Source organism: Nguyenibacter vanlangensis, assembly GCF_038719015.1.
Taxonomy (GTDB): domain Bacteria; phylum Pseudomonadota; class Alphaproteobacteria; order Acetobacterales; family Acetobacteraceae; genus Gluconacetobacter; species Gluconacetobacter vanlangensis.
Map to the genome: position 1 here is coordinate 81,449 of NZ_CP152276.1, position 21,783 is coordinate 103,231.

15 protein-coding genes, 1 pseudogene and 2 riboswitches are annotated in these 21,783 nt (G+C 58.9%); of the genes and pseudogenes, 4 read left to right on the forward strand and 12 right to left on the reverse strand.

Going from position 1 to position 21,783, the window contains the following annotated elements; translation table 11 throughout:
* Nucleotides 1–886 precede the first annotated feature (886 nt).
* From AAC691_RS00400 to AAC691_RS00445, 10 genes are all read right to left on the reverse strand, one after another.
* Nucleotides 887–1,855: a YncE family protein gene (locus AAC691_RS00400; RefSeq protein WP_342628588.1), complete on the reverse strand. Its 969-nt coding sequence runs from the start codon at nt 1,853–1,855 to the stop codon at nt 887–889.
* 58 nt (nt 1,856–1,913) lie between these two features.
* Nucleotides 1,914–4,424: a TonB-dependent receptor domain-containing protein gene (locus AAC691_RS00405; RefSeq protein ID WP_342628589.1), complete on the reverse strand. Its 2,511-nt coding sequence runs from the start codon at nt 4,422–4,424 to the stop codon at nt 1,914–1,916.
* A gap of 280 nt (nt 4,425–4,704) precedes the next feature.
* Entirely contained in the window at nt 4,705–5,043 is a 339-nt protein-coding gene (locus AAC691_RS00410) for a hypothetical protein (protein ID WP_342628590.1), read from the reverse strand.
* 169 nt (nt 5,044–5,212) lie between these two features.
* A complete protein-coding gene (locus AAC691_RS00415; RefSeq protein WP_342628591.1) occupies nt 5,213–5,623 on the reverse strand; it encodes a DUF1636 domain-containing protein in 411 nt (136 codons plus the stop codon).
* A 113-nt stretch (nt 5,624–5,736) separates the two neighbouring features.
* Nucleotides 5,737–7,368, reverse strand: a complete 1,632-nt coding sequence (locus AAC691_RS00420) for a sulfotransferase (RefSeq protein ID WP_342628592.1) — start codon at nt 7,366–7,368, stop codon at nt 5,737–5,739.
* Between the two features lie 6 nt (nt 7,369–7,374).
* Complete coding sequence (locus tag AAC691_RS00425) at nt 7,375–8,379, reverse strand: LuxR C-terminal-related transcriptional regulator (RefSeq protein ID WP_342628593.1); 1,005 nt, start codon at nt 8,377–8,379, stop codon at nt 7,375–7,377.
* Between the two features lie 121 nt (nt 8,380–8,500).
* Nucleotides 8,501–10,327 carry an allophanate hydrolase gene (gene atzF / locus AAC691_RS00430; RefSeq protein WP_342628594.1) on the reverse strand — a complete coding sequence of 609 codons (1,827 nt, stop codon included), beginning with the start codon at nt 10,325–10,327 and terminating at the stop codon, nt 8,501–8,503.
* A gap of 27 nt (nt 10,328–10,354) precedes the next feature.
* Complete coding sequence (locus tag AAC691_RS00435; protein ID WP_342628595.1) at nt 10,355–10,990, reverse strand: urea amidolyase associated protein UAAP2; 636 nt, start codon at nt 10,988–10,990, stop codon at nt 10,355–10,357.
* A 12-nt stretch (nt 10,991–11,002) separates the two neighbouring features.
* Nucleotides 11,003–11,740: an urea amidolyase associated protein UAAP1 gene (locus AAC691_RS00440; protein ID WP_342628596.1), complete on the reverse strand. Its 738-nt coding sequence runs from the start codon at nt 11,738–11,740 to the stop codon at nt 11,003–11,005.
* Nucleotides 11,741–11,791: 51 nt separating this feature from the next.
* Nucleotides 11,792–13,318 (reverse strand): amino acid permease, encoded by a 1,527-nt coding sequence (locus AAC691_RS00445; protein WP_342628597.1) that lies wholly within the window; start codon nt 13,316–13,318, stop codon nt 11,792–11,794.
* A 170-nt stretch (nt 13,319–13,488) separates the two neighbouring features.
* A riboswitch (guanidine-I (ykkC/yxkD leader) is annotated at nt 13,489–13,591 on the reverse strand.
* Nucleotides 13,592–13,718: 127 nt separating this feature from the next.
* A riboswitch (guanidine-I (ykkC/yxkD leader) is annotated at nt 13,719–13,822 on the forward strand.
* 106 nt (nt 13,823–13,928) lie between these two features.
* On the opposite strand from AAC691_RS00445, the gene uca reads away from it, so the two are divergent.
* From uca to AAC691_RS00465, 4 genes and pseudogenes are all read left to right on the forward strand, one after another.
* A complete protein-coding gene (gene uca / locus AAC691_RS00450; protein WP_342628598.1) occupies nt 13,929–17,525 on the forward strand; it encodes an urea carboxylase in 3,597 nt (1,198 codons plus the stop codon).
* Between the two features lie 171 nt (nt 17,526–17,696).
* Nucleotides 17,697–18,734, forward strand: a complete 1,038-nt coding sequence (locus AAC691_RS00455) for a sterol desaturase family protein (RefSeq protein ID WP_342628599.1) — start codon at nt 17,697–17,699, stop codon at nt 18,732–18,734.
* A gap of 48 nt (nt 18,735–18,782) precedes the next feature.
* On the forward strand, nt 18,783–19,457 hold the full coding sequence (locus tag AAC691_RS00460) for a hypothetical protein (RefSeq protein ID WP_342628600.1): 675 nt from the start codon (nt 18,783–18,785) through the stop codon (nt 19,455–19,457).
* A gap of 242 nt (nt 19,458–19,699) precedes the next feature.
* Nucleotides 19,700–20,106 (forward strand): annotated as a pseudogene (locus AAC691_RS00465) (IS5 family transposase); the annotation flags it as partial.
* A gap of 9 nt (nt 20,107–20,115) precedes the next feature.
* Here the strand turns inward: AAC691_RS00465 and AAC691_RS00470 are convergent.
* Together AAC691_RS00470 and AAC691_RS00475 are read right to left on the reverse strand one after the other, a co-directional pair.
* A protein-coding gene (locus tag AAC691_RS00470; protein WP_342627110.1) for an IS630 family transposase occupies nt 20,116–21,185 on the reverse strand; the annotation gives its coding sequence in 2 pieces (ribosomal slippage) (nt 20,116–20,699 and nt 20,699–21,185; 1,071 coding nt in all).
* A gap of 300 nt (nt 21,186–21,485) precedes the next feature.
* Complete coding sequence (locus tag AAC691_RS00475; RefSeq protein ID WP_342628601.1) at nt 21,486–21,758, reverse strand: hypothetical protein; 273 nt, start codon at nt 21,756–21,758, stop codon at nt 21,486–21,488.
* Nucleotides 21,759–21,783 lie beyond the last annotated feature (25 nt).

Sequence of the window (21,783 nt, forward strand, 5' to 3'; positions counted from 1 at the left end):
TGATTTTACGGTGAAAAGTTCAATGATTACAATTTCATATCAAACCAGTTGACCATCGAGTGGGAATGATTTTAGCCGATCCGAACGCCGCCGGTTTTACGTCAAAGTTCGATGTAACGGACTGAAATAAAAAACTTTCACGATGTGACCTATCGGCGTCTATCGGTAGGCATAGATCGCTTGTACCGCCATCATCGACGGCCCTCGCCCATTATGATCGCCGATGATTTTGAAAGTGCCGTCACGGGAAATGAGGCTCGTGACGGTACTTATTTGGATTGACCCCTTGGTAATGCGCGTATTTTTTCGTCGTGAGCCTCCCAAAACGTAAGCATCCGGGGATTGCGGCATGCGTGTTGGTGGCATGGGTATGTTGCCCAGACGCTGAAGTTCTCCGCGTGTACGCGCCGGATGTCGTCACGCAGCCTGGCATCGCGCTGCTCGCAGGACGGCAACCGCTGCGGATCACACGCACGCGCGGCAGGCTTGGCGCACCCAACTGCGCAGCGTCTCGCTCGATCAGCCAGTCTTGGCCGCCACCGAACAGATCGCCGCCCATTGCGGCGCATGCTCGCCTGTTGCTCCAACACCAGGCGCATCGCGCGCTCGCGGAACTCTCGTGGAAAATGGTCGATCCGCCTTCCTCGTCGTGACCCCACTCTCTCAAGAGTTGAGGTCTCCGGAAATCCCGGCGCGGTTCAATGGGGTGAATCCGGGGCTCACCCGGATGGAGGGCACTTGGTTGGCAAATATGATTCCGACCGAGCGGGAACGTGCCGTGAGCGCGCAGACTCCTCTTGGCGCATGGGCGAAATGTCGGATATCGCGCCGATCGCCGTCTTCCTTGCGTCCGACGACGCCCGCTGGCTGACGGGTGGCACTCTTATCACGGCTGGCGCGCTTCGCTGAGCGACACGACAGTTGGGGACCACCACGATAGCGTATGGATGTCGTGGGAGGTCGTCCACACCCCCGCGTTCGTATAGCGCAAGGCGCCACTCCCCGTTTGTTTTCCCGTTCGTGCAAGGATTTCGAGCGTTTCAGGATCGATCACGACATAGGTCTGGCCGTCCGTCGTCCGAAGCCAGATCCTGCCGCCACCTGCGTCGATATCTCCGTATTTCAGCGTTTCGGAGACCTTGACCCGGCCGGTCACTCGTCCCGTGTCGGGAGCGATGCGCGCTACGGTCCCGTCGCCCTGCTCCTGCACCCAGACCGCACCTTCACCGGCGACGAGAAATCCCGGATCCGCGCCAAGAGGCGTTCTCAGCGCCAGCCTGTTCGTCCTGGGATCGATCTTCTCAAGCTCCTGGAGCGTTGGTGTCGTCGCCCAGAGAGACCCCAGGCCAAACGATAGGTAGAAGCTGTCGGCATCAACGGGGATGATCGCTGAGATGCTGTTGTTGGCAGGGTCCACGCGCGTGATCGTCCCACTTCTATCGCTTGCGATCCAGATTGATCCATCGCCAATGACGACGTTCGTCTCGCCCTTGGGATTCGCAATCCCGGTCTTGACGACAGTCGAGATCTTCGCGGTCTTCAGGTCGATGCGATTGAGTGTCCCGTCGGCGCAGTCGGCCACCCAGAGCGACCCGAAGCCGACCGCCATCGCGCCGCAGGGATGATGCATCGGGACTTCAGCGAGTTTGCCGTTGCGCGACCAGTGTTCGACCCGTCCCCTGTTCGTTAGCCAGACGGTTGCATCTTCCACCGCGATGAAATCGGCAAATCCCGGAACCGACTGGACATGCTCTTCCGGCTTTTGCGGACCGTGTGCGGCGCAGGCCGCGAGCAGAAGAGAAAAGCTACCAGTAAGAGCGATCAATCTTGCCCGGCAAAACAGGCGCATTGTCATCTTTCTTTTACCCCATTCGACGAATGATCAGCCAGGGGAAAGCGCTCCTGAAGATCGGTCAGAAATTGACTGTCACTTCTGCACCGATGGCCCGCGGAGGCAGGATGCTCTCCGCGTAATAACGCTCGGTTATGCCAGTCACCTGCGCGTTGAGTGTGTTGCTCTGATTGCTGACCGCCGTGATGGCGCGCTGATTGAAGATATTGTTCACGAAGAACGATGCGTTCCATTTGCCCGCACGATAGGATACGGAGGCGCGATGGGTCACGTAGCTGGGAATGCGCGTTCCGTAGTCACGAAGGCCGACAGTCGAGTAGATCGAGCCCGAATAGGCGGCCATCCAGTTGAAACGCAGGCTGTTGTTGTCATTGATCGGCAGAATGTAGATTGCTGTAATAGCGCCGGAATTTTTCATTGAACCGGGCAGGCGATCCCCAGAATAGGCGGTTGCGACGCCGTTGACGAGGTTGGCGACACCTTCGGTCAGGTGCGCGTCGACATAGGCGTAATTGGCGGTGATGTTGAATCGGCGCGTGATGCGAAGCGATCCGGAGAACTCAAAGCCGTTCGATACCGCGCGACCGCCATTCGTGGTGATTCCCACGGCGCCATAAACTGTCTGGCTCGGTACCTGCACGTTGAGCCAGTCGATATGATAGCCGTCGATCGAGAAAACGAACCTGTTGTGAAACAGGTTTCCACGGACGCCGAGTTCGATGTTGCGGGTCCTGTCGGGCTTGTAGCTGATTTCGTTGGGCAGGGCGCAGATATTCTGAACGGACGTGTTGAGAGGCAGAATACATGGCGCAACACGGTTGTATCCCCCGACCCGATAGCCGGTGCTGTAGGTGAAGTATGTCATCAACTGCCGGCTGAATCTATAGGACGCGTTCGCTTTCCAGACGATGCCGTTCGAGCCGGTTCCACCACCGGCATTCGACAATTTGATTTCGGGATAGGGCTGGTAGAGAGGCAGACCGGACCCGCCGCTATCCGACGCGTCGTAGTCGAAATAGCGGATTCCTCCTGTAATCTGAAGGTTTTTTATCAGGTGCAGCGTGCCTTCGCTGTACAGGGCGCGCTCGGCCGTCTCCGTTTCGACGCGCGATGCATATTCGAGTTCGTCGGGCCGGTACAGATTGCCGAAGCCGTTTGCGACACCCCATTCCGAGAAGCCCGGAACGTGCTCGCGATAGACCGTGTTGGTGTTGAACTTGTTGTAGAACCCGCCTACGACCCAGCTGAAGGGGCCCTTGTGTGTCGAGACAAGTCGCAATTCCTGATTGAATTGCCGGTAATCGTCACGCGACGTGTTCCAGGAGGAGAACTGGGGAAAAGCCTGATACCCGTAGTCGAGATCCAGCAGGAGGTCAGTATTGTCATATTTCGTGTCGATGACCTGGTGCGTGAATGCCGTTGTGCTTACGAACTGCGCGATATGAAAGAGGTTCGCGTAGACTTCCGCGCTGAAAAGATCGCCGTTTCTGTTCACCGGCTCGAGGTAACGCCAGGGGCCGTCCCAGTTCCCCGTTCCCATAACGCCCGAGCCGGTGGCCGAGCGCCCGTCGGTCTTTGTCTGCTGATGGGCATAGGTCAGATACATCTTCAGATCGTCATTGTATCGCAGCAGCAGCTGGTTACGCGTCGTCAGGGTGTGATTGAAGTTCACACCGCTATGACGACTGAAGTTCTCCGCCTGCTGCGCGGAGGTGCCGAAATTGTTCGGACCGGCAGGTTGCGGGTTGGAGATACCGGGATGACGAAGAACGTAATCGTAGTCGATATAGCCGGGATCGTCATAATATCCCGTAACGGAGCGGAAGGCGATATAATCCTTCCAGATTGGCATGTTGATCGTCACGTCTTCATCGCCGCCAGGGGCTGTGGAATGATACTGGCCGAAGGCGCGTCCGTGAATTGAAATGGAATATTTGCCCGCGTTCGGACGATTGGGCATGTAGCGGATGGTTCCGCCGAGCGTTCCCAGGCCGAACAGCGTTCCCTGTGGTCCCTGCAGGGACTCGACACGGTTGATGTCGAGAAGCATGAAATCGAGATACATCGGCACTTCGCCAAGATAGACGCCGACGGCGTTGTTCTTGAAGACGCCGTTGGTGCTCGTTCCGCTTGTGGAAATGCCGCGCATGACGATGGTGCCCGCGCCATTCGGACCGGAATTGACGACAGTCACGCCCGGTAGAAGCGCGGCCAGAGACTTGATGTCGTCCAGTCGTTCGCTCTTGATCGTCTCGGCGCTGATGGCCGTGATGTTCGTCGGAGCGTTTTGCACGCTTGTCGCCCGGCGGCTTGAGGTCACGACGATCGATTCGTCGGAGGTGAATTCGATCGATTTTGCCTTGTTTGTCGTCTGGCCGCCCGGAGCGGTCGTTCCGGGCAGTTTTTGCTGGGGCTTTGTCCTGGCGTCGGTCGATTGCTTTTTCTTCAGGCCGGTTTGAGACAGAGACCGAACGGCGGCAGCTTCCGTATGTTCCGAAATAGTAACGATAGCGAAACCAACGAGGGCGGTGGCGCAAAGCAGACGCATTTTTTGCGGATAGATCACTGCCATGTTGGCTCCTTGAGGCATCGGGAGAACGCTTTGTATCACGTTTTTCAATGTGAGGGTTTCATTTTGATATGGATATATGTTGTTTGACGTATCTGGAAGAAAATATTGCAGATTATTCCATTGAATGTGCTTTCCGGCACTGCGCGAGTACCGTGGTGGAACAGGCGCCAGCAAGCTTTCGGTCGAACGGGTCCCCATATTTCGGTTCAGCGTCAGTGAAGCGTCTTTGGACGGCTCCGGCACATGCGCCACTGGTGCCCCGGAGAGGACGCGATTTCTCCTAGGAAAATGCGGAGATCATGTCTTGGAGAGGCCGGAATGGGTAGAAGCGGTATCGTCGTCTGGCGGCGTGAGACAGGGCATTGCCGAGAGACGGAGAGGCCGCGGTGGTTCCCACCTCGCCGATGCCGCCCGGCTCTTCGGAGCTATTAATGATGAACGTATCCATTCTGTGTGTTTCATTGATGCGCATGGCGCTGAAATCATGAAAATTACTTTGCTCGATGCCACCGTTTTCGAAAATGATTTTTCCATGAAGCGCGGCTGAAAGACCGAAGAGAATTCCGCCTTCGATCTGCGCCGTGAGCCCGGTCCCGGTTGAGTGCGACGCCGCAGTCAACCACTGTCGTAACCCTGCGTACGGCGATCGCCTGTCGTGGTTTCGCGCTGATTTCAGTTACGATCGTACAATACGTTTCGAACCTATTATGAAGAGTGATGCCGCATCCGCAGTGCGGCGTTGGCGATGTCGGTCCGTCGAATCGGGGATTTGACATCGGACCCGCTCCTCAGGTGTTGGCGATATCGGCCGGAAGCCGCGCGATCACCATTTCCGAAAGGGACGGAGGACGCTTGGATGCGGGCACCATGCCGATTTTCGACGCGCTGTAGAGTTTGAGCCATTCCCTGAAATCGTCCAGTTTCTCGATTCCGAGGCCGCCGAGGACCAACGTCCACTTGCCGGGCATCGACACGGTCGCGGCGCTCCCCCGAGCACAGAGCGACATGCACTCGACAGTCCGGATCACGATGGCGCCTTCGTCGGCATCTTTCATGAGAGCGTCGCGGAACTGTCGGCCCGGCACAGGCGCATCGCCGAGTTCGGCCGAAGAAAGGCCGCGACGGCATGTCACGCATATGGTCAGTACGGGTTTCGAGATAGGCTCGCTCAGAATCGGCGAGGGGGCGTTATCGGACATGGTATGCTTTCCTTCGATTGTCTGTTGTTTGCGTGGACACCGCGCAGGACGGAAGGGCTGAAGGCGGTTTTTCGGATTGTCGCCATGACGTTGAGGTTGGAGAAAATTCCAGGTCAGCCCGTCTGCCGTTCGCGGATGTCCGGGTGACCCGGACATCCGATCTGGTATGCGGTTTCGATCGAAATCCCCGCGGCGTCGAACACGTCCCGGGCGTCCGTCAGCGCCGCTTCATGTCGACGCCAGCGGGCGAGCGCGTCCCGGTAGATCGGGCGTCTGACCTGCGCCGCGCTCGGCGTGGAGACCGGAGATGCGTTCTCATGGAACGTCAGGCAGCTTTCGGACCAGGGCAGCACGCAGTGTTCGAGAATCCGACGCGTCGTTTTTTCCTGCGCCTCGACAAGATCCTCATAGCGGACCTCGAGAATCCGACCCGGGAGCGCTCGTTTCCAGAAGGCCATGAGTCGGTCGAAACGGACGTAATACTGTGCGATTTCACGAAGATCGTAGCTATACTGATAGTAACGGGACGTCGTTGCGAACAGATTCTTGAAGTTGCTCACGACCGTACCCATCGGATGACGTCGCAGACAGATGATCGTCGCGTCTGGAATGGCGCGCGCGATCAGTCCTGCGTACTGGAAATTTCCCGGAAACTTGTCGATGAAACGTGTTCGTGGTGTCGGGACGTGGGACGCGGCGCGTTCCATATAGGACCGGCCGATTTGTCCGAGGTCCTTTCCCGCCGCGTGCAGAAGCGTTTCGACGTCAAGGACGTTACGCGTTCGCGTTCCGGACGCGGCCTTGACTGCCAGCGGGAAGGCCTGCAACTCCCCCGCGCTGACGACGTCCGGGTGTGACGACAGGATGCGGTCGACGAGCGTCGTTCCGGTTCGCGGCATCCCGACGATAAAGATCGGTGCGTTCGTCGGCGGCTTCGCCACGGGGGCCGAGGCGAATTGGGGCCAGCTGGTTTCGATGGCGTCGAAGATTGCGGCATCGTGCGCGAAATCATACGAAATCCGGCTGCGGTATTCGCTGTTGGTCTTGAGAAGGCATCGAAAAGAGTCCTGTGCCTCGCCGATGTCCTCGAGTTCCTTAGCGAGGGCGTATCCGAGCAGGAGGCGCGCATCCTGATCCCGCGTTCCGGCCCTGACTTTGCGCAGACGGGCGACGTGGTTGCGGTTGGTCGTCTGGCGACGGACGCCGGCAAGGCCGTGATGGGCGCGTGCGTTGTGTGGGTCGAGGGCCAGAAGCGTTTCGAATGCCTTTTCGGAGGCGTCAGTATCGCCGACGAAACTCAGGGCAATGGCCTGATTGTAGCGGAACTGCCTGTTGCCGGGCTCGGCGCGGACGGCCGCAGCGAAATGAGGGAGGGAATCGGTATGGGAGCCCAGCCTGGCATAAGCGCATCCCATTGTGTCGTGAGTCAGCGCATCCGCCTTTTCGCCACCGGCAAGACAATCTTCCGCCTCGCGGAGTGCATCGCGGGCGTCGCCATCCTTTCGTATCATGAGCAGGCAGCGCGCGAGATGCGCGTAATATTCCGTCGACCGCGCCAGGGAAATGGCGTCGTGCAGATGGGCGATGCCTTCGCGGATCCGCCCCAGTGCAACCTGGCTGACTCCGAGAAGAAACCGGGCTTCCGCGGATGCAGGATCGCGGATCGTTTCGGACATCGCCATCGAGCGCGCATCCATCGGACGTCCGGCCTGAAGCAACGATCGCGTGCGTCGGTTATTCGGCATGTCGGGTTACTCCGTCGAGGTCTTGACGGCGATTGCCGCGGCCGAGGCACGATTTTCCACGCCAAGCTTTGCGAAGATCTGTTCGAGATGCTTGTTGACGGTCCGGTAACTGATGCCAAGAACCTCGCTGATGTCCCGATTCGATTTGCCGCGGCTGATCCAGAACAGGACCTGGGCTTCGCGGGTAGTGAGGCTGTGGCGCGCTGCAAGACGTCGCTCTTCCTCTCCGGGGCGGCGCAGCAGGAGCGTGACGCCGATCGTGCCGTCCGCCTTTGCGCCTGTGGTGAGACATTCGAGGCTGCCGTCTTCGATTGTGCTTCCCATCGTGCCATTCAGCTCGACGGTCCCGTGTCCGGCGAAGGCACCCCGTTTCGCCAGTTCGGTGCAGACCTCCCGAAGGGCGGCAGGCAGGGGCGTGTTCGGTTGCCATGACAGGAAAATTCCCGACAGCAGTGACGCGGCGGCAGGCGTATACCACGAGAGGCACCCGTCTTCGGTTACGCCGATCGTCGGTCTGTGGCAGGCATCGAGCGCCAGACGGAGCGTGCGGGCCTCGATAGCCATTCGAAGATGCGTCTTGATGCGGGCGACCATTTCCTCGACGGGGCGGGATTTGGAGATGTAATCGACCCCGCCCACTGCCAGTCCGCGAAGAATGTCTTGTGTATCCATCTGTTCGGTGCGAAAAATGAGCGGGATATGGCTGAAGGTGGGGTCGTGCCTGATCCGGCTTGCGACTTCGAACCCCCCCAGACCCGGCAGGGCGACTTCCATGACCACAAGATCGGGCGAGAGGGCCTTCAGCCTGTCGAGCATGGCGTTGCCGTTCGGCTCCGTCATGGCGGTCATTCCAGCATGCTCCAGGGCATCGGCCAGCACCCGCAGCGATGGAGAAGGCGTGTCAGCGACCAGAATACGGGGAAGTCCGGACGTCGTCCGCTCGTCTGTTCCTCCGCCTGTTCGCCTTTCTGTCTGGCCGTTGGAGGGCCTGTCGGTTGAAGCCTGAGACATTGCGCTCTCCCTGTTCGCCGCCCCCACAGATTGTCTGTTCGTGTTGCTGTGGGACTGTCGCCGGACGGATCTGCCCCGTTACCCTGGGCAGGGTTCAGAATTTACTGGACTGTGACAAGCCTCAGGCCGGTGTCGTTGAAAGGTCTTCCGAAGCGAGCCACGCGCGCCATCCGCCGGTGGCGGTGATGTCCCTTGCCGAGGACAGCACGAAACCTTCGCAGATGAAGCCGGTTTCGAAGGTGCCATCAGCCAGTTCGACCTTGCCCAGACCGAGCGGCGCTGGAATCTGTGTCAGGAACGATCCGAGTTCGGAGGACGGCAACTCCCAGACCTCGACTTCGATAGCCTGACCTCCGTCCTCACAGCGCACGAGACCCGGTCGCAGAGGAGGGTCTCCGGCAAGGGCATAGAAGCAATAGCAGGGAGCGGTCCTGGTGACGCTGACGAGGCGACCTCCCCGGTCGAGCAACTGCCAGTTGAGCGTGAGGCCGTCGAGATGGGCCCCACAGACCACGATCCGCGCGCGGTCGTTCGTGGCCACGCGTCCTGTGACGGCGGGCTCGAGCGTCTGTCCTCCCACGAGCGGTAGGCCGGATGTCCGCTGAAACGCGTCGGCGATGCTCAGCAAATACTGATCCGTGAATGCACGCCCGAAAATGGTTACGCCCCACGGCAGGCCATTTGCTATGAACGCTGACGGCACGGCGACGGCGGCATAGTCGAGCAGGTTCATGAAATTGGTATAGACGCCCAGGAGGGAGTTCGCCGCGACCGGCTGTTCCTGAAGTTCGGCAAGTGTGACGGGGCGTGGCATGGCGGGCGTCAACACGCAGTCCAGCCCGTTCATCACGGCATCGCATTCGGCCTTGATGTGCTGGAGCCTGTAGACGGCGGAGAACATGTCGGCGGCACTGTATTCCGGCGCCGCGTCGAGGACGGCGCGGATCACGGGCAGGATCGCTTCGGGATCACGCGTCAGCAGGTCCTGGACGACGAGATGCCGCTCCGCGATCCATGGTCCTTCATAGAGGAGTTTTGCGGCATCCAGAAAGGGAGAAAGGTCGATCGGAACCGCGAGGCCGCCCATTGTTTCCAGACGTGCGACAGCCTGCGCGAACAGGGCTTCGTCTTCGGAACGCCCGGCGAAATCCAGAGTTTGCGGAACGCCGAACCGAAAGCCCGGTCTGATGCGTCCGAACGCCGTTGATCCGTTCCATTGCGGGTTCTTGCGGCTGTAATCATCGGCAGGATCGAACCGGGCGAGCAGTGAGAACAGCATGCTGGCCTGACTGGCCGAGGCCGTCAGAAGGGTCGTGCAATCGAGCGTGCGGCAGGCCGGAACCACGCCATGCGTCGAAATCAGTCCGCGCGTGGCCTTGAGCCCGACGAGATTGTTGTAGGCGGCCGGGATGCGCCCGCTGCCCGCTGTATCGGTGCCGAGGGCAAAGCTCGCCACGCCCAGCGCGACTGCCACGGCGGAGCCGGAACTCGAACCACCCGAAGGATAGTCGGGCAGGACGCTGTTGCGGCACACGCCGTAGGGAGACCGGGTGCCGTTCAGGCCGGTCGCGAACTGGTCCAGATTCGTCTTGGCGACGGGAATGCCGCCGAGTTCGATGATCCGACGGACCACGGTCGCGCTTTCGTCCGGCGTGTAGGCGAATGCCGGACAGGCGGCGGTCGTCGGGATTCCGGCGAGGTCGATATTGTCCTTGACGGCGAACGGAATGCCGTAGAGTGGAAGCGTCCTGTCGTCCGTTGCGCCCAGCCGAAGGAGATAAGGCTCGGTTTCCTCCGCGTCGAGGATGTGAATGAACGCGCGATATTGTTCGTTGAGCGCTTTTGCCTTCTCGCGCAGCGCGTCGATCAACTCTCGGGGCGCGAGCGTTCCATCGCGATAGGAAGCCAGCAGAGTCTTCGGGGCGAGGTCGGGCAGGGTGGTCAACATCGTCCAGTCCTTCGTTTGTTGTGGGATTCAGTCCCAGATGAGCACTTCCACCGGGGTGGGATTCCACGCGTTGCAGGGGTTGTTGAGCTGGGGGCAATTGGAGATCACGACGATCAGATCGATGTCGGCTTTCATCTCCACGTATTTCAGCGGAGCCGAGACGCCATCCGCGAAGACCAGCGTGCCGTCCGGCGTTACGGGAACGTTCATGAAGAAATTGATATTAGGGGCGAGATCACGCTTCGTCAGACGACCATCCTGAAGGCAGCCGCATAGGAAGTTGTTGCGGCAGCTGTGCATGTAATAGCGATCCGTCGCGTAGCGGACCGTGTTGCTCTCCTGCGAGCATGCTCCGCCGAGTGTGTCGTGCTGCCCGCAGGTGTCGGCGGTGATCGTCGCTAGCGCATTCCCGAGATTGGAATACAGAACGGTGCCGGTGGTCAGGAACAGCGCCTTCTGCCGCCGGATCGTGCGCTGTACATCATAGCGTTCCCGTGTGTTCGTGGCATTGTAGAACAGGGTATCGATGGCTTGATTGCCTTCGAGGTCGAGCAGGCGGAGGGTCTGCCCTTTTTTGACATCAAAGACATAGGGCTCGCCCGCTCCGATGACGTGGCGGGAGAGGGCGTCCGCCGGGTCGAGCGTGCTGGAAATGATCGACATCGTTCCGGGTCCTTACAGGCAGAAGAGTTCCGTGTTGTAGAAGGCGCGTCCGTTCTCAGCGCATGACAGGCGGCAGGCCGCGGTGATGCTGGTGTCCCGTACGTCTTCCACCGAGAATTCAATGGGTCTGGGCGCGTAATGCGGGGCCGGATCCATCGGATGCTGAAGGGCGGTCATGACGATGAGCGTGTTCATCGGGGCATAGAGATCGACGTAATTCCCCGGCGCCGAGTTGTCGGGGACGTAGGAGAGATATCCGCCGTCGGCGACCGCGATCTTGCTGAAGAAATTGACGATCATCTGGATGTCGGGCGCATCCAGATCCCATTTCCCCATCTCGATGAGAAGGTTTTCGAAACCGTTGCGATGAAAGCCGTTGCGCAGGTCTTCGAAGCGCCCAGCGCCGTATTTCTCCTGTACCTCCACCGCGTTCAGAACGCCGCCGAAGCAGTCGTGCCAGCCGCAGGTATCCTCGGTGATGGCGAGGAGCACTCGCCCCATATCCGAATACAGGCAATGGCCTTCCGTCACGAACGCGGTGTGTTGCGCCTTCAGGGAATCCGGCAGGTTCAGCCGCTCGGTCATCTGTTCCGGATTCAGAGCCATGAGAGACAGATTCGCGCCACCCTCGATGTCCGTGAGGCGAAGTTTCTGCCCGGCGCGCAAAATGAGCGAGCGATGTCCTCCGCCGGGAATGGTTTCCCTGTAGAGGGTGGAGGAGAGTGTCGGAAATTCGGCGGAACTAATCACGGAATGGTTTCCTTATCGGTGGCGACCGCTCTGACGGCGCTGGAAAGAGGCCTAGGATGCGGACTTCGTTTTCTGGAATTTTCTTACGATGAACCCGCTCGCGAGGGCGATCGTCAGGAAGGCGGCGGGGAACGCCACCATGTACGGCCGTTCTCCACCCGGATCGAAGACTTCCTTGCGTGGCCAGAGCGTGTTGAGGAGAAACAGTGCTCCGCACACCACGGCGCAGAGATTGACCGTCGCGCGGCGGATGCGTCCTTTCGTCTCGAAGCCGAACGGCGACGGTCCGGGCGATTTCAGCCACTGCCAGCGCCGGAGCAGGAGCGGGACGGTCACGAGGAGATAGGCGAAATATGTCACGCCGACAGCCGAGGAGGTGATGGCGCCGAAGAGGGATGAGTCGCCGTAGTTGACGCCGAGAAACGCCGCGCTGAGCACGCCCACGAAAACCGTCGCGGCGACTGGGGTGCCTGTACGCTGAGAAATCCGCGCGAGCGCGCTGCATGCGGGAATGACGCCGTCCCGCGCCATCGAGAAGAGCACGCGGGAGGCCGAGGTCTGGATCGCGATGGTTGCCGAAAAGACCGAAACGGCGACCGTGGCCAGCAGGAGATGTCCGGTGACCCCCGATGTCATGGCATTGATGACGTAGGGTACGCCGATGGTGGTGAGCTCGCCGGACGACAGGGAGGGCGCGGCCATCAACGTGCCGAGAATGACCAGCCCGCCCGCGACGAAGGAGAGCAGAAGGCACCGCACGATCGCGCGGGGTGCCGTGCGCGCCGGATTATGGGTCTCTTCCGACAGTTCGGCCGCGCTGTCGAAACCGTACATCACGTAGACGGCCATGAGCATCGAGGCGAGGAAAGCGGCTGAACCGGATATCCCTGGAGCCATATGCGTGGTGTCGAGGGTAACCGCGAAGCCGCGTTGGGCATGCAGGAAGAGCGTCGCGACGAGCAGGCACAAACCGACGATTTCCGCGTAGACCCCGGCGACTGTGACGAACGCGGAAATGCGGACGCCCGCGCAGGAGATGAGCGTGCTTGCAAGGATCGTCGCCGTACCCAAAATGACCGCGTTTTCCGCGCCGGTGAGCGTCGTGACGTCGGGGTTCGCGCCGATGACCTGAAAGCCGCTCCACAGGCTGGGAAGGATCGACTGCATGGCGATGGCGATCGCGGAAACGCTGACAATATATCCGATGAGCGTCAGCCAGCCCGCGATCCAGCCCACATCGCGCACGGAGAGCCGCGAAGACCACTGATAGATCGCCCCTGCTACCGGAATATGCGCTGCGAGTTCTGCAAAGCAGAGCGCCACGCAGAATTGTCCGACGAAAACGAGGGGCCACGTCCAGAAAAATGCCGGACCGCCAAAGGCATAGCCGACGGGAAACATTTCGAAGACGGTTGTCAGGACCGAGACGAACGAGAAACCGGCCGCAAAGGAGGCGAAGGGCCCGAGGTCGCGCCGTAGTTCCTGTCGATAGCCAAGGCGCGCGAGCTGTTCGCTATCCACGCCGGGACAGATGGGCGCCTGAAACGTTGCCCCGACAGTCGGACCGGAGGGGTTCATGGCGCGTTACGCGTCATGAACGGACAAATCACCGGAGCCCGATTACGCCGGGCATAGGCGTTTGCGAGAAGACAGAGATATCGTTTCAATGTCGTTCTTCTCCGGTCTGTTCAGACGGAGATGGCGCACACACCTCAAGAGATATGTGACGCCATTTCCGGCATCTCATTATCTCCCGGGCTTTTGTCCCGCCGTGTAACCTCGAAGCCGAGGTCGCGCGCTCTCGGACCAGTCATCCAGCAAAAACTGGATCGGAACCCTAGCGGCTTTGAAAGTTTCATATTTGTTATGGTGCGAATGTGCAAGGATTATATTGCGAAAAAAACAGACTCCGATGCAGGTTCGGAATGTGATTGTCGATTTTCCCTTGACCCGTTTTTAGATCGGAACAAGATTGATGCCAATGGCGCGCTAGGGTTCCGCCCCGACGTATGTCGGGAGTCTGGTCCGAGAGCACGCGGCCTCGGCTTCGAGGTTACACGGCGGGACAAAAGCCCGGGAGATAACGCCGCAACGGTTCGAAAGACCGCTCGGCTTATGTGTAATCGGAGTTGCAGGGCCATGACTCATTCCTTTTCCGCTACCCGCGTGTCATCTGGATTGTCGTGCCATGTTTGATCGTGTTCTCATCGCCAATCGTGGTGCAATTGCGTGTAGAATCATCAAAACGTTACGAAAAATGGGGATCGGTTCGGTCACCATTTATATGGAGGCGGATGCTGCGAGTCTGCATGTTCGCGACGCGGACATTGCTGTATCTCTGGGCTCCGGTGGACCCGCGCAGACCTATTTGAATGTGAAACGAATCATCGAGATCGCACAGGAAACCGGGGCTCAGGCGATTCATCCGGGATATGGCTTCCTGTCGGAGAATGCGGCTTTTGCCGAGGCGTGTCGTGCCGCGGGCATTTGTTTCATCGGGCCCGAACCGGCCCAACTCGTCGCGTTTGGCCTGAAACACGAAGCGCGCGCGCTTGCCTCTCGCGAAAATGTGCCGCTTCTGCGGGGCTCACTACTGCTCCAGACGTCCGATGACGCCCGCAAGGCGGCCGCCAGTGTTGGGTACCCCGTGATGCTCAAGAGTACGGCCGGGGGGGGCGGCATCGGAATGCGCGTTTGCCGGAGCGAGGCGGAACTCGTCGGAATCTTCGAGACCGTGCGTCAACTCGGAGAAAATAATTTCAGCGATTCAGGGGTCTTCGTCGAAAAATACATCGAGCATGCACGTCATCTCGAGGTCCAGATCTTCGGGGACGGGCAGGGGAGCGTGATTTCGCTCGGTGTGCGGGATTGCTCGGTTCAGAGGCGCAACCAGAAAGTCGTGGAGGAAACGCCGGCGCCCGGTCTGCCTCCTGGAATGGCGCAGGCGCTGTGCGATGCGGCGATCCGCCTTGGCAGGGCGGTCCGGTATCGGAGCGCCGGGACCGTTGAGTTCGTCTATGATTCAGACGCCAAGGCGTTTTATTTCCTCGAGGTCAATACGCGTCTTCAGGTCGAACATGGTGTAACCGAGGAAGTCTGGGGCGTTGATCTGGTCCGCTGGATGATCGAGCTGGCGGCAGGCTCCCTTTCGCCGCTCCCTTCGCTTGTGGCCGGACTGAAACCTAGGGGGCATGCGATTGAGGCGCGGATCTATGCCGAGGACCCGGGAAAGAATTTCCAGCCCTCTCCGGGTGTTCTAACGGAAGTCGTTTTTCCGCCAACGGGCGAAAACGGACTGCGTGTCGATACATGGCTCGAAGCCGGCGCGGAGATTTCATCGTTCTTCGATCCGATGGTCGCTAAACTCATCACCTGCGCGCCGACGCGCGAGCAGGCGATCAAACGACTCGATGAGGCGCTGGCAAAGACCTGCCTGTACGGTGTCGAGACGAACCGGGATTACCTGAGGCAGATCCTGTTTGAGGCGCCGTTTACCTCCGGCGCGCCGTGGACCCGTTGCCTCGAACAGATCGTCTACCGCCCCTCCACGATCGACGTTCTCGCGGGTGGGACGCAGACGACGATTCAGGATTTTCCTGGGAGACTCGGATACTGGGCGGTCGGTGTTCCGCCGTCCGGGCCAATGGACAGCCGGGCCTTCCGGCTTGGGAACGCGCTGCTGGGAAACCCCTCGGACGCTGCCGGTCTCGAAATCATCATGACCGGCCCGACTCTGAGGTTCAATATCGATACTTATGCGGTCGTCACCGGCGCGGACATCGCGGTGAGCGTCGATGGGGCGCCGCGTGACATGAACACGGTCTTTCAGATCCGTTCGGGCGAGACGCTGCGGCTCGGCTTGCCGCGAAACGGCGCCCGTTCGATGCTCTGCGTGAGCGGCGGCATCGACGTCCCGCTCTATCTCGGGAGTCGCTCCACTTTCACTCTCGGAAAATTCGGCGGCCATGCGGGTCGCCCGCTGCGGGCCGGAGACGTCCTGCATATCAGGGCCGCAGGCGAGGCGTCGGTGGCGAAGGAGCTTGCCCCTGAACTCCGCACGGTGTCTGCCGGGACGCGCGCGATCCGCGTGATCTATGGGCCGCACGGAGCGCCGGAATATTTCACGCCGGCCTATATCGACAGTTTCTTCGAGGCGGAATGGGAGGTCCATTTCAATTCGAACCGGACTGGCATCCGGCTGATCGGTCCGCGGCCCGAGTGGGTACGTGACAGCGGAGGCGAGGCGGGGCTGCACCCCTCCAATATCCATGACAATCCCTATGCGGTCGGGGCGGTCGATTTTACGGGCGATATGCCTGTCATTCTCGGTCCTGACGGTCCGAGTCTCGGAGGGTTCGTCTGCCCGGCGACGGTGATCGAGGCTGATCTCTGGCAACTCGGGCAACTCCGGGCGGGAGATCGCCTCAGATTCGTTCCTATCACCGTGGAAACCGCGCGCCAGATTGCTCAGGCGCAGGACGCGGAAATTGCGTCGCTTTCTCCTGTTCCTGTGCTCTGGTCCCGCTGCGCGCTCCGCTCTCCGATCGTCCTGGATTCGGGAGAAGGAAGCGAGCGCCTTGTCGGCCGTCTGGCGGGGGACACGTCCTTACTTCTGGAAATCGGTGACGCCAGACTCGATATCGCGTTGCGCTTTCGCGTTCATGCCCTGATGGAAGCAATGACCTGCGCCTGTCCGTCGGGAGTGATTGATCTCACGCCGGGGATACGCTCGCTTCAGGTTCACTTTGTTCCCGAACGCCTGCCTCTTGCCGAGTTGCTTGCGTATCTCGCGCGGCTCTGGCGTGACGTGACGGAGCGCAAGGACATCAGGGTGGCCTCCCGTACGGTCTACCTTCCGCTGTCCTGGGACGATCCCGCCTGCAAGCTGGCGATCGAGAAATACATGACTACGGTCAGGCCCGACGCCCCGTGGTGCCCCAGCAACATCGAGTTCATCCGTCGGATCAACGGCCAGAAATCGATCAATGACGTGCGGGATATCGTGTTCGACGCGCGGTACCTCGTCATGGGTCTCGGAGATGTCTATCTGGGCGCTCCTGTCGCAACTCCGCTCGATCCTCGTCAGCGACTCGTGACGACGAAGTACAATCCCGCGCGGACATGGACGGCCGAAAATTCCGTCGGGATCGGCGGCGCGTATCTGTGTGTCTACGGAATGGAGGGGCCGGGAGGCTATCAGTTCGTCGGACGCACTTTGCAGATGTGGGCTCGCTACACGCTTCCGAAGGCGTTTGAAGGTAAACCATGGCTGTTGAGATTTTTTGATCAGTTGCGCTTTTTTCCGGTTTCCGCGGATGCGCTTGAGACGATCCGGCGGGATTTTCCGATCGGACGGTATGATTTGCGGATCGACGAAGGTGAGCTTTCCCTGTCGGATTACGAAGCGTTCCTTACGCGTGAAGCGCATGAAATCGTTGCTTTTCGCGCGCAACAGGCAAAGGCGTTTGAAGCTGAGCGGCGCTATTGGATCGAGGCCGGTCTTGACCACTTCGAAAGTACCGAATTCGCGCCGGAAGGTGACGAATGCACGCTGTTGCCGGACGGTGAGACCGCGATTGAAAGCGATATCGCAGGAAATGTTTGGCTGGTGTGCGTAAAGGTCGGGGATCGGGTCGAGGCGGGACAGACAGTCGTGATTCTGGAATCCATGAAGATCGAGATCTCGGTGCAGTCGCCGTTCGGAGGGACCATCCGCGAAATCAGGGCGTTCCCCGGAAAGCCGGTTCGTGCGGGGCAGACGATCGCTGTTCTTGCTGACGCGTGATGTAGAAATATCCTTGGTGCATCTGGAATCATCGTGTCTGACGGCGTCGAGAAGTCGCTGCACATCGGTTGCGGTGCGGATTTGTTTCCATAAAGAGCATATTCCAGGAAATTATACGTCGATTGACGTAATGACCTCGAACTCAAGTTTCTGCTTAACTTCGAATCAATCTTGATCCGTACCAACCTGGCTGAACGCCTCTGGGAGATGATAATGGACGGAATTCGCGTCGGAAAACGGGTGATCGGAAGACAGTCTCCTGTAACCATCGGCTGGGAGAACATCCCCAAGGTCGAGGGCGGCCCGATAAAGCTTTTTTTCTTTACCTATTTTCAACCAATAGTGCTATTCGGGCTGATTCTGTTTTGGCTTTATGCGCCGAATTCTATAGCAAAAGCCTCGACTGCGGTGTGGATTTCAGTCGGTTTCAAGGCGATTCTTTTGGGACTGGAATGGGTTAATCCGCGGTACAGAAGCTGGCAACTGACTTGGAAAGAGTTGGTTACGGACCTCTTTTATGTCGGGCTGGGCTATACTCTTATAAAGTATATCGAAAATTACGTCGGCAGCGACTCTATTGCGGAATATATCCGGGACTATTTTCATTTCAACAAATTGAACTGGTTCATGGGGCTTCCCATACTGACCCAGGCTTTCCTTATTTCGTTCATATTCGACTTCGGTCAGTACTGGATGCATCGGGGAATGCACAACTGGTATCCTCTGTGGCTACCGCACTCAGTTCATCATTACATTACTCAACTGAATGTGAATAAGGGGGCTGTTGGCAACCCGCTTGAATTGTTTCTGATTGGATTGGGTATGGGCGGATTTTTCGACTTTGCGCCTAGGGCTTTTCTTCTTGCTGGTGCGATGACAATGGCAATCTCCATCTACCAGCATATCAATGTGCGCTTTAATACGCCGAGGTGGTGGAGGTATTTGTTTAATACCGTGGAGCATCATAGTCTTCATCATTCGCTGGACTTCGAGGCCAGCCGGAGTAATTTCGCCAACACCTATATTTTCATTGATCGCATATTTGGCACCTGTGTGGACGGTGAAGCCGAACTCTTGGGGATGGAGGGTGGCCGCCGGATGTCTGTACGCGAACAGATGACCTACCCTTATCTGCAGGCGTTCAAGGCTGTCAGGGAAAAGATCAGAAAGCGGTTTGGAATACAGCCTGCGCCGGCTCGCGGGCACTAGAACCGTGACAATTTTCCAAGGCTGTTATTTTAAGGAAAGGGACGATAATTGAATTTGCGTTTCATCGACTGGATCTGGCGTGTCAGGGGAAGTTTGCCACTTTCCCCGGAACTTTCGACAGACAGGACGTTCGAAAGACTTGACGTCTTGTTTCAGGTTCCTGGTACGACTTATACTCGGGACCGGGGGAAATTGATTTTTCGGAAAAAAAATCAGCCTGCCCAAGACAAGATGTCAATATTCGACTCTGGAACCCTGAGCGTGGAAGATTATGGTAAGGGAAGAAGATTAAATTATAACCTGCTAAGTCGAACATTATTGCTGTGTTTCTTAGCCCCGGCCTTATTTTTCGTGTTCGCAAAAATTTTTGAATTTACCAGAGACCATCAGAAGCTGACACACACTGCGACAGTCCTTCACGCAAACTCGGCAACGACGGCAACTGATGGCAAGGCGAATGCAACGCTGAAGAAAAATGCCATTGTGCCGATGAGCCCCATTGATAAATTCCTTGGAGTTCCCGAACCGGATAAAAAGGATCCTTCAAAGGATGACGATGAAGAAAAGGCGAAAAAGAAATTTTCTTCCACCCCGGCATATGTCTTTTGTGGTCTGTTTTCTTTCCTTTATGTTGTTGGAAGGATACTTGAGAATTACCTGATAAAGCGAGAGATTGTGAAGGCAATAAGCATTTTGCCTATTATTTTATTCGTGTTTTATTGAAGTGTATCGATCTTGTGCCAAATTCTCTTTTTTAGAATCCATTCGTCCAGTTTCATAGTCCGAGAGACATGACGCGCCATGGGCTTGTCCCAGGCGTGGCGGCAGATATCGACGATATTGTCGTGTGTTCGGAGGATCTTGCGACAGCCAGGTGTTGCGCATGAACTGCTAATGCCGGTCTGCATTCAGGGATTTCCTTTGAATTGACGTTCTGATTCCAGGTTGCCGATGGAGGGCGAGCCTTGAGCAGACGGACGCTGACAGACGAGCAATGGAGCCGGATCGAAGGCCATCTCCCGGGCCGGATCGGAACGCCTGGACGAAGCGGGGTCGACAACCGGCTGTTCGTGGATGCCATCCTATGGATGGCCAGCAAGGCGGCGCGCTGGCGTGATCTGCCGGAGATATTCGGCAACGGACTGCGGTCCATGCCCGCTTTCGATGCTGGTCACATGCAGGAGTGTGGGAAAGGCTTTTTCACGCCTTGGTCAACACCTGACTTCGAATACCTCCTGATCGCAGTACCATTTTAAAAGTCCATGCTGATGCAACGGGCCCGAAAGGGGCTGAAGCTGCTGCCATCGGCCGGTCACGCGGCGGGCGGACGACCAAATTGCACGTTGCCGTTGATGTGATCGGCCTACCGTTATACCAACGGTTATAGACACAGACTTGTGTGAGCCCATTTTCTGAGTCCGATGGATCGGATGGTTTCCGGGAGGGCGGCGAGATTGTTCCAGGCGGAACAGGCGGCGTCGATGATGTGATCGATGCCGTCGAAGACGGTGTTGGACAGCCAGTTGGCGCGAAGGAACTGCCAGATATTCTCGACCGGGTTCAGTTCGGGAGCGCGGGACGGCAGGAAGATCAGGCTGATATTGCGGGGCAGCTTCAGCTTGTCGGTGGTATGCCATCCTGCGCGATCGAGCAGCACGACAGCGTGGGCACCGCGGGCGACGCAGCGTGAGATTTCCTCGATATGCAGTTGCATGCCGGCCGTGCCGATGAACGGTAGCGCCAGGCCGGCGGCTTTGCCGCGCGCCGGGCAGATCGCCCCGAACAGCCAGGCATTCTCGTAGCGCTGGTCGGCCGGCTGGCGTGGCCGCGTGCCGCGCCGGGCCCATTGTCGGACGATCCCGTTCTTCTGGCCGATCCGGGCCTCGTCCTGGAACCAGATCTCGATCGGCTTGCCCTTAGGCAGATGGCCGATATGGGCGTTCAGGATGCGGGGGAAGTTTTTTTAAACGCCTCCATGACGCCAGCGTCCTGACCCGGATGGCGTGGCCGGGCGCTGACATGGGAAAAGCCAAGCCGTTTCAGCAGAGTGGACACGTGCCGCTCGTGGTAGACGACGCCGAAGCGCTCCTCGATCACGCGTTGCAGATCGACCCGGCGCCAGCGCACCACGCCATCGCGCTGCCGATCCGGGCCCGCCTCGACCAGGGCCTTCAATTCGGCCTGCTGTGCCCCGTTCAATCGGCAGGCTGGCCCCGCGTGCTGATGATCGCGCAGGCCATCGGGTCCTTCGGCATTGAAGCGATGAACCCAGTCTCGCAATGTCTGGCGATCCATGCCGCCTACGCGGGCCGCATCCGTCCGGCTGGACCCGTCACGGATCGCCGCCAGGGCCAGAAGCCGGCGCGCAGCGTTCGCCTGCTGGCTGCGCGCCGCAAGTCGCCTCAGATCAGAGGCCGAATAGTCATCTCGTAGCTTTACCGCCGCCGTCATCAGCCAGATCCTCCCGCATCAAGAGAATCAGAGCCGGCGCCGTTCGTCACTTCACACACGAGTCAGTGGCTACGTCCTTTGGTATTACGCATCCACCCGACGCCGGGACAATATGGTGGCCGGTTGCAGCCCGAGGCGCTCCTGTCCGGTTAGCAGGGCGTTGGCCAGGTCGTCGCCGACGCCGACGCCGCATATGATGCCGATCCTCTCCGCGCTTTCATCACCGACGACCTTGGCGCAATCGCCCAGATCAAGGCCAATCCCCAGTCGTGCCGCCGTTCCGCCGATCGATTGGAAGCTCTACTCAGTTCCGCGCGTTCCATCGAATGCTGCCCGAGACAGAACACCTCGTGCGACTTTGATGCTTTCGCAGAGAACCCTGAGGGTCTGACCGAAAATGAGTTGAGTGATTTCAGCGGGAATGCGGATGCGCGGGATGCGGTCGTCGCTGCCGGCCTTGATCAGGCAGACGCGAAAGTGCCCATCTGCGCTCAGGCGGTTTACGGTCACGCAACCTGCCGAGCCCGCACCGACGACGATGAAGTTGTACATTCCGGCTTCTTCGTCCTTCATGCCCGTTCCTGCGACCTGGTCCGAC